Raw genomic sequence first — 9,008 nt, 5'->3', positions numbered from 1 at the left:
TTTTCGATCAAGTTCGCCAATGACGCGGCCGTTAAAGATTACTTCATTACCAAATTCCGGGATGTGAGTGCCGGTGCGGGCGTGAACGGCTACGGGGGCAATGACTGGATTTTGCTCCGCTACGCCGATGTGATCCTGATGCTTTCGGAAGTGCATTTGTATCTCGGGGATGAAGCAACGGCCATTACGTATCTGGATATGGTACGCGAACGGGCCAATCGTCCGAAGTATGCTGAGATCAAAGAGCAGGAAAGTTACCGGACTAAATTTCCAACGCTGAAACTAGCTCTGTTGCACGAACGCCGCGTAGAGCTTGCCTTTGAACACCAACGCTGGTTTGATCTGTTACGCTTTTTCACCATCGACGAACTGGTGACGTATATGCGAAGTAAGTCTCAGGCGAATTTCGGTACGGCCCGTCTTTCCAACTTTGGTACCAAGGATCAATACTATCCCATTCCTTTCGATGAAAACAAACTCAATCCGGAAGGGATGTATCAAAATAAAGGGTACTAAAACGTAAATTATTCTGCTAAAAAAAATTACTGATAGAGGTCTGATAAGATTATCCATTTTGGGTAATCTTATTTTTTATGTATGACTAAAATAAACGATATTAATTTGTAGGAAATCAGCGAATAAAAGCAAAATAATATACCGAAATACAAAAGAAGTATAAACCATTTACCGTAAAGTTAGAACTTACTGTAGGCTAACTTGCAGGCCATTCTCTGTTAAAAATAAACAAAAAAAAGGTTACTTGCCGCCAAACAAGTAACCTCAAGATTCTGTGTTAAGACAAAGTCTTTTGCAGAACACTTTTCAATTATCAATACTAAATTGAGAGCCAATTTCTAAAGCTGCACACCTGCAAACAAGGAACTTAAATAGTGTTGTTGCTTTGTGCTTTGCCTTCAATTATAATACAAAGGTACAGGCGTCTACAGGGCTATACAATAGTAGTACTTGGTATTAACTGTAGTATTAATTTTACAGTACTCGAAAAATTACTTAATAGACTAAGTATAAAATTTTTTTACTTAAAAGAATCGATTTAAACGGGGATAGAGGCGATTGCTATTGAATAGAAAAAGCTAGAGGAAAGGAGAAGAGTATCCCTTTCGAATGCTTTCAAAGTGCTGAGCATGATTCTTTTAGCTTTTACTTTCCTAAACAACCATCCAATCCCGTGTATGAATCGTTACTCTGCTTTAGTAGGTCTCTGCCTGGTATGGCTTCTTGGAGCCTGCGTCAAAGATCACGTCGACGGTCCCATTGAAGTTAGCCTGGAACGGTATCCGATTCCTGGAGATAACTTCTTTCCCGAAGGCATTGCCTATGACTCAACTACCGGCTTTTTTTACGTAGGAAGCATCGGTACCGGAGACATTTTAAAAGTAAATGTACAAACCGGACAAACCAGCCTGTTTTCCGCCGGAGCTTCGTCCAATCGTCCTACCTGTAATGGTTTAAAACTGGATAGAAAAGGACGCTTATGGGTCTGCGGCGGCACCCAGAACAAAATCCAGGTACTCAATCCGGACGGCAGTCTGCTGAAAAACTGGAATCTCACTTCTTTTGCTACGACGGGTTTTGTGAACGACGTAATACTCAGCGATCGCTACGCCTACTTTACGGATTCCCAGAATCAACACCTTTATCGTATTGACGTCTCGACGGATCAGCCGGGTGAAGTGGAGGAATGGCTGACGTTCACTCAGGATCAAATTCCTTTTGCTACGACGGGCGTCAACGCTAATGGCATTGAACTGAGCGATGATCAAAAATACCTCATTGTAGTCGTATCCACGTCGGGTAAACTGTATCGCATTGATACGGCTACGAAAGCTATTGCGGAAATTCAGCTGAATACCCCCGTGATGGCGGGCGATGGCTTATGGCTGGATCGACACCTGTTATACGTATCACGAAATGCGGTTAACCAACTCTTTCCGGTTACCCTCAGTACGGATTATCTCCAGGGCACAGTAGGGGCGGGTTTTGGAGAGAACCTGCTCTTTAACACGACCATGGCCAAAGCTGGCCCGTACTTTCTGGTCGTGAATGGTCAGCTCAATCGACGGATGGGATCAACGCCGCCCGTATTACCATTTACGGTTTCCAGGGTACGCATTCCGTAGACGCTTTGATGGAAAGGAAACAAAAGTGAAGGCAGTCATTTCTTATTAACGAAGAAATGACTGCCTTTTTTATGGAAAGCATAAATGGACCGTACAACAAAGAAAAATGGACTACACAACAATAGCCCCTCACTGGCCGGGGGGCGAATTTTGCCGCGTCAACTAAAGGTACGTAAGTCATGAATAAGGAATTAGTATTGGTTACGGGCGGCTCGGGCTTTGTAGGAAGCTATTGTATTCTGGAGCTTTTACGGCAGGGATACCGGGTTCGAACGACAGTGCGGTCTTTGCAGAAAGTGGAAGAGGTCAAAGCTATGCTCAGCCGGGGTGGGGCTGTTAATCTAGAAGATGTCAGCTTCGTTGCTGCTGATTTGTCTCAGGATGAAGGCTGGGAAGAGGCCGTTCGGGATTGTACTTACGTTTTGCACGTGGCTTCGCCTTTTCCGATTCAATCGCCTCAGGACGAAAACGAACTTATTATACCCGCTCGTGAAGGAACCTTGCGGGTACTGAAAGCCGCCAGTCAGGCGGGAGTTACACGGGTAGTATTGACCTCGTCGTTTGCAGCCATCGGGTATAGTATCGATCCCAAAGATCACGTATTTACCGAAGCTGACTGGACGGATCCTGATCAAGCCAAAGACGCGTATATTAAATCGAAAACGCTGGCCGAACGGGCCGCGTGGGATTTTGTAAAGGATCAGAAGCTGGAATTGACAGTCATTAATCCCGTGGGTATTTTCGGACCAGCTTTGACCCATGATTCTTCGACTTCACTGACCTTCGTTACTCTTATTCTGACGGGACAAATGACCGAAAGCCTTCCCTTTTCTTTTGGTGTGGTAGACGTTCGTGATGTCGCCGATTTGCACGTCAAGGCCATGACTCTACCCCAGGCCAAAGGGGAACGCTTTCTGGCGACTGCCGATGGGGTAATGAATGTGTACACGATTGCTCAGCTCATTCGGGAACGGAAACCGGAACTGGCTTCGCAAGTTTCTAAGTTAAAACCAGTAAATTTAGTATTACAGCTTTCGAACGAAAAGGCCAGGACCCTATTACACTGGAATCCGCGTAGTAAGGAAGAGGCCATTCTAGCTTCCGTCGAAAGTCTACTTGATTTGGCTACCAGTTCCAAGGACAAAGGATAAGTTCGAATGAATGCACCGATTAAAACGAGTTGTTACCACTGCCGAACGTCTAATTCTGAGCATGTATTGAAAGACTACGTGTTCGTATATCAGATCCAGGGGGCAATTCAGATGTATGACGCCAAAGAGACCCTCCTGTTTGGGGAGGGTTCCTTTTATTTAGGGGTCAAAAATAAGGTGGCCCGTTTTGTAAAAATACCCCCGGAAAAAGGCGAGTACCGAGCCATTTCTTTGACTTTTAGCGAGCAACTGCTACAAGAGTTCAGTAGGGAGTACGGGTATGTATCAAGCCGGCGGGTGGATACAGCTCCGCTACTCGTACTACCGGATCACCCCTTGTATCATAATTTTATTGCCTCCTTACAAGCCTATTCATTTCTGGCCGATACGACGGATGAAACGCTGGTAAAGCTCAAACTCAAAGAAGCTCTTCTGGTATTACTGAAAATTCAGCCCGAACTGAAAGACATTCTCTTCGACTTTGCCGAACCCTACAAAATAGATCTGGCTTCCTTTATGGAGCAGAACTTTCGGTTTAACCTACCTTTGACAACGTTTGCTTACCTAACGGGGCGAAGTATTTCGGCCTTCAAACGTGATTTCGAAAAACTTTACCACTGTCCGCCCGCCAAGTGGCTACAGGAAAAGCGACTTGATGCAGCCTATTTTCTTTTAAAGGAGAAGAAACAAAAACCTACGCAAGTTTACGAAGCAGTAGGATTCAAGGACTTTTCGCATTTTTCGTTTGTTTTCAAAAAACACTTTGGCCTGAATCCTTCCTCGGTATAAGGAAATAATCATTTGGTTTCTGTAAAAACCGAATTACCGCATGAGTAGTAATGCGTAGCCTGTACAAGTAATGCTACATAAGATCATCAACCTATACTATTGCTATGGTTTTGGGAAAGGTATTCCTTTGCACCTACAAAACACCTGACCACCTAAACACTTTGTACTAACTATACTTCTTATGAATGACCGCTATCATTCACTTGATATTCGCTCTGTACTTGTTCGCTTGCAGAAAGCTATTCCCTTTATAACAGTTTCGTTCAACTTTCAATACTGCTCTGTCAACCTAACATCGGCACGCTACCAAAGGCTTGCCGATGAATAGATTTGATAAGCCTTGTGTGATCTGCTTTAGTAGTTCATACAGAGGTATACGTTTGCCCCGTATGAGCGGAAGAAAGTGTAGTCCATCCATACCCACGTTTTATAAAAATTCGATCATTCGATCAAAAGCGTATTAAATCAAGAGCGACTACCCGACGGTAGTTTAGGTGTGATTAGTTAAACCGTCCTTAGTTTCTAAGGGCGGTTTTTTATGTTTAGGTACGCACTTCTATGGTTTCAGAGCGATCCTACCCACAGTTCATCCCTATTTTTGACCCGTTCATTCCGAGCGTACTTGAAGAGAAGAGGCTCTTTGAAGCAATTTGGCGTTTCATTCATAAAGTACGGAATGTACCTGCATCACTACTTTCAGGATAGCGGTTCATAATTAGATTAATTGTAAAATAATGAATGCTTTTTCTTTACAAACGCCCCGACTACACTTACGAACCTGGCAGGCGGATGATCAGGAAGCTTTTGCGGCCATCAACGCGGATCCAGAAGTCATGCTCCATTTTCCAGCTCTCCTCAACCGTACCGAGAGTGATGGGTTAATGGATAGATTCATAAATCATTTCGAAACGCATGGCTGGGGTCGATGGGCGGTGGAAGAACGGGAAACCGGAAAGCTGTTAGGCTTCTGCGGGTTAGCCATCGTATCTTTTCAAACTCCCTTCACGCCAGCCGTTGAGATTGGCTGGCGATTTGCCCGGGACTATTGGGGGAAAAGATACGCCTTTGAAGCCGCTCATGCAGCAATGCGGGACGGTTTTGAACGCCTGCATTTGCCGGAAATTGTTTCCTTCACCGTTCCGGCGAACGTACGCTCGTATCGACTGATGCAACGGCTGGGCATGCAACCGGGGGAGAATTTTGAGCATCCTAAACTGCCTGTGGGTCATTCCTTACGGGAGCACGTATTGTACCGGATTACTCGTTCGCAATTCGAAGAAAATTTGACGTATTAGGTCCATTAACTAGTTTTTTGCTTTTGTAAAATAATAGATGACATGCAATTTAAAGCCGTACTACGGGAAGAGGATGATGAATTGATGGGTTTTGTAAGGGCTTATTCGGAAACCGGCCCGTTTGAGGCCTACACGTTTTTCAAATACCCATTACAAGTATTCGATACCGAACGGCAGGCCGAAAACTTCCTGCAAACGAATGGTCTGCGAATCTTGATGGAGCGGTGGTGCTTTTTTGATGAAACGCATCAGGATTGGTACACGTGCCAGATTACGGAAGCCAATACCCGGCAAATTAAATATACGATTACGGATTTGGGTCATCCGGATTTGTATACGACGCAGGTGCTGCTCGCCCCTCATCCGGGTAATTTTAAATTGAAAGAATAATAGATAAAGGGAGTAGTAAAAGTTACTCCGAACACGACGGTCGTTATTTCCAATTCTTTCTTCAGCACGTTTAGCCAACATAATTCAGGACCTTGAAAAAGGGAAAGGACCTTCAGATTCCGTCTACGTTGTAAGGAACCTGATAAACGCCTGATGATGCCCGCATTCATTCGCTACCTGGGGATTGGTTTACTTACTTTCGCCGCTAGTACCGGATCAACCGCTCAAACCGCCAAAACTTCGACGCCGCTCGACTGGGCCGTTCGGATGGCTGATTCGGACATGCAGCGAAATCCGAAGGGCTGGATGCTGGATTTCTCGAAAGAACCCCGCTGGAATTACTGTCATGGTCTCGTGTGTACGTCGCTGGAGAAACTCTGGAAACGGCAGGGCGACGCCAAATACTACGCCTACATCAAGGAGTACGCCGATGACATGATTCAGCCCGATGGGACCATCAAAACCTATTCGCTGGAAGCATACAACATTGACTGGGTCAATCCCGGTAAATTCGTTTTTGCCCTGTACGAAAAGACGGGTGACGAAAAGTACAAAAAAGCCCTGGCGATGTTACGGGACCAGATGCGGACGCATCCCCGAACGAGGGAGGGCGGTTTCTGGCATAAAAAACGCTACCCTTCCCAGATGTGGCTCGATGGGCTGTACATGGCGACCCCATTTCTGGCTCAGTACGCCCAAACCTTTCGGGAACCCGAACTTTTCGACGAAGTAGCCCGACAGATCACCCTGATCGATCAGCATCACAAACAGCCCGGTACCAATCTCTACGTGCACGGCTGGGATGAGAGCCGTACGCAGGCCTGGGCGGATTCACTGACGGGCCGCTCGCCGCACGTCTGGGGGCGGGGACTGGGCTGGTACGCCATGACGCTGGTGGATGTACTGGACTATTTTCCGAAAAATCATCCCAAACGAACGGACATTCTCCGCATTACCAAAAATCTGGCTGAAACACTGCAACGCTACCAGGATCCCGCTACGGGGCTGTGGTACCAGGTGATGGACGTCGGGCCGAAAGTCGGTAATTATCTGGAGTCTTCGGCCTCTACCATGCTGGCTTATTTTCTCGTAAAAGCGGGTCGGCAAGGCTACGCTTCTGCGGCTAGTCTGGAAGCTGGCAAGAAAGCTTATCGGGGAATTCTTACCCACCAACTCCGAACGGAATCGGATGGTACCCTGGCCATCACCGACGCCTGTGCGGGAGCGGGGCTGGGTGGTACGCCTTACCGCTCAGGGACTTTTGCCTACTACGTTCAGGAAGCCAAACGCGATAACGACCCCAAATCGGTAGGTCCTTTTATTCTGCTGGCTTTGGAAATGGATCAACTCAAGTCCAGCCGCTAGAGCTATTCTCCCGATTCTCTATTTTTCAGCTATATGCAAAAAATTACGTTACTAGCCGCCGGATTGTCACTGGGTTTGTCAGCCTTGGCTCAAGTCAAACCTTCGGCTGAATTGTCAACCGTTTGGGTCGCGGATCAGGGGGATGGAACCTACAAAAATCCGGTACTGCACGCCGATTATTCCGATCCGGATGTCTGCCGAGTAGGGGCTGATTTTTACATGACGGCTTCGAGTTTCGATGCCATTCCGGGTCTGCCCATTCTGCATTCGAAAGATCTGGTCAACTGGTCGCTCATAGGTCATGCCCTGCGACGGCAGCCGCCTTTCGATCATTTCTCCAAAACCCAGCACGGCAATGGCGTCTGGGCTCCGGCGATACGCTTTCACCAAAATGAATTTTACCTGTATTACCCGGACCCTGATTTTGGTATTTACCTGACCAAAGCTAAAAATCCGGCGGGCCCCTGGTCGGAACCTGTGCTGGTAGAAGCCGGAAAGGGATTGATTGACCCCTGTCCGCTCTGGGACGACGATGGGCAGGTCTACCTCGTACACGGCTGGGCGGGGAGTCGGGCTGGTATCAAGAGCGTCCTGACCGTTAAAAAACTCAACACCACCGGAACGAAGGTACGAGATGAAGGCGTACTGGTCTACGACGGACATGTTCTAGACCCGACGGTGGAAGGCCCCAAGTTTTACAAGCGAAACGGCTACTACTACATCTTTGCTCCGGCGGGGGGCGTTTCTACGGGTTGGCAACTGGTGCTTCGCTCCAAAAACGTCTACGGACCCTACGACCGGCGGGTGGTCATGGATCAGGGAAAGTCGCCCATCAATGGTCCGCACCAGGGGGCCTGGGTAACTACGCCTCCCGTTAAGGGTCGATCAGAGGACTGGTTCATTCATTTTCAGGACAAAGAAGCCTACGGGCGAATCGTGCATTTACAGCCGATGCAGTGGGTAAATGACTGGCCGGTCATTGGACTCGACGCGGATAAGGACGGCAAGGGCGAGCCCGTACTGACCCACCGGAAACCGAACGTAGGCAAGACTTACCCCCAAGCGACGCCACCCGAATCGGACGAGTTCAATCAGCTGACCCTCGGGCGGCAGTGGCAATGGCAGGCCAACCCGCAGGGCATCTGGCACATGCTGCAACCGGAAGGTTTTCTGCGACTTTATTCCTACCAGGCTCCCGCTGAGGCCCGAAATCTGTGGAGCGTTCCCAATGTGTTGTTACAGAAATTTCCGGCAGAAACGTTTCAGGTTACTACTAAATTGACGTTCACGCCCAATGCCAAGCTCGACAACGAGAAAGCGGGACTGGTAGTGATGGGCTTGCGTTACGCCAGCCTGTACCTGAAGAGTCAGAAGCAGGAGATGGAACTCGTATCAGCGGTCTGTGAAAAAGCGGCGGATAATCAGCCGGAAAGCGAAAAACGTATTACCTCATTAAAGGCCGGACAACCCGTGTACCTGCGACTGCAAGTACGCCCCGGAGCCCGCTGTCAGTTTAGCTACAGTCTCGACGGAACGCAGTATCAGAAAGCCGGAGCCGAATTCCAGGCCGAAGTAGGCCGCTGGATTGGAGCCAAGATGGGTCTGTTCTGTACACGAACCGCTCAAATCAATGATTCCGGATACGCCGATGTGGACTGGTTTCGTGTTGAACCCTTACCCTAACAAAGCCCATGAATCGCTATCTACTAATCATTTTTCTGGTATTGTTAAGTCTGTCAGGCTGGTGCCAGCGTCGAGTGATTACCGTGGCTCAGGACGGGAGTGGCGACTTTCGACGCGTACAGGAAGCCCTTACTTCCGTACCCAGTCCCAATACCAAACCCATAACGATTCGAATTAAAAGAGGAGTTTACAAG

At 47.9% G+C, this 9,008-nt stretch carries 9 protein-coding genes; all 9 read left to right on the top strand.

Going from position 1 to position 9,008, the window contains the following annotated elements; all coding sequences use genetic code 11:
- Window positions 1-516, top strand: a 516-nt coding sequence (locus ACOJTG_RS24095; RefSeq protein WP_420156147.1) for a RagB/SusD family nutrient uptake outer membrane protein, incomplete at its 5' end; no start/stop codon positions are given.
- Between the two features lie 677 nt (window positions 517-1,193).
- Window positions 1,194-2,141: a hypothetical protein gene (locus ACOJTG_RS24090; protein WP_420156146.1), complete on the top strand. Its 948-nt coding sequence runs from the start codon at window positions 1,194-1,196 to the stop codon at window positions 2,139-2,141.
- Window positions 2,142-2,320: 179 nt separating this feature from the next.
- The gene (locus ACOJTG_RS24085) at window positions 2,321-3,292 is read left to right on the top strand and encodes an SDR family oxidoreductase (protein WP_420156145.1); all 972 of its coding nucleotides are present in this window, start codon (window positions 2,321-2,323) and stop codon (window positions 3,290-3,292) included.
- A gap of 6 nt (window positions 3,293-3,298) precedes the next feature.
- Window positions 3,299-4,081, top strand: coding sequence for a helix-turn-helix domain-containing protein (locus ACOJTG_RS24080; protein ID WP_420156144.1), 783 nt, complete (start codon window positions 3,299-3,301; stop codon window positions 4,079-4,081).
- Window positions 4,082-4,815: 734 nt separating this feature from the next.
- The gene (locus ACOJTG_RS24075) at window positions 4,816-5,376 is read left to right on the top strand and encodes a GNAT family N-acetyltransferase (protein WP_420156143.1); all 561 of its coding nucleotides are present in this window, start codon (window positions 4,816-4,818) and stop codon (window positions 5,374-5,376) included.
- 42 nt (window positions 5,377-5,418) lie between these two features.
- On the top strand, window positions 5,419-5,766 hold the full coding sequence (locus tag ACOJTG_RS24070) for a hypothetical protein (RefSeq protein WP_420156142.1): 348 nt from the start codon (window positions 5,419-5,421) through the stop codon (window positions 5,764-5,766).
- 153 nt (window positions 5,767-5,919) lie between these two features.
- Window positions 5,920-7,131: a glycoside hydrolase family 88/105 protein gene (locus tag ACOJTG_RS24065; RefSeq protein WP_420156141.1), complete on the top strand. Its 1,212-nt coding sequence runs from the start codon at window positions 5,920-5,922 to the stop codon at window positions 7,129-7,131.
- A gap of 33 nt (window positions 7,132-7,164) precedes the next feature.
- Entirely contained in the window at window positions 7,165-8,814 is a 1,650-nt protein-coding gene (locus tag ACOJTG_RS24060; RefSeq protein ID WP_420156140.1) for a glycoside hydrolase 43 family protein, read from the top strand.
- An 8-nt stretch (window positions 8,815-8,822) separates the two neighbouring features.
- The coding region (locus ACOJTG_RS24055; RefSeq protein WP_420156139.1) for a pectinesterase family protein at window positions 8,823-9,008 on the top strand (186 nt) is incomplete at its 3' end.

It is taken from the genome of Siphonobacter sp. (assembly GCF_048595215.1).
In the GTDB taxonomy this organism is placed as follows: domain Bacteria; phylum Bacteroidota; class Bacteroidia; order Cytophagales; family Spirosomataceae; genus Siphonobacter.
The sequence above is the reverse complement of the archived record's forward strand: the minus strand, read 5'-3'. Positions and strand labels throughout refer to the sequence as shown.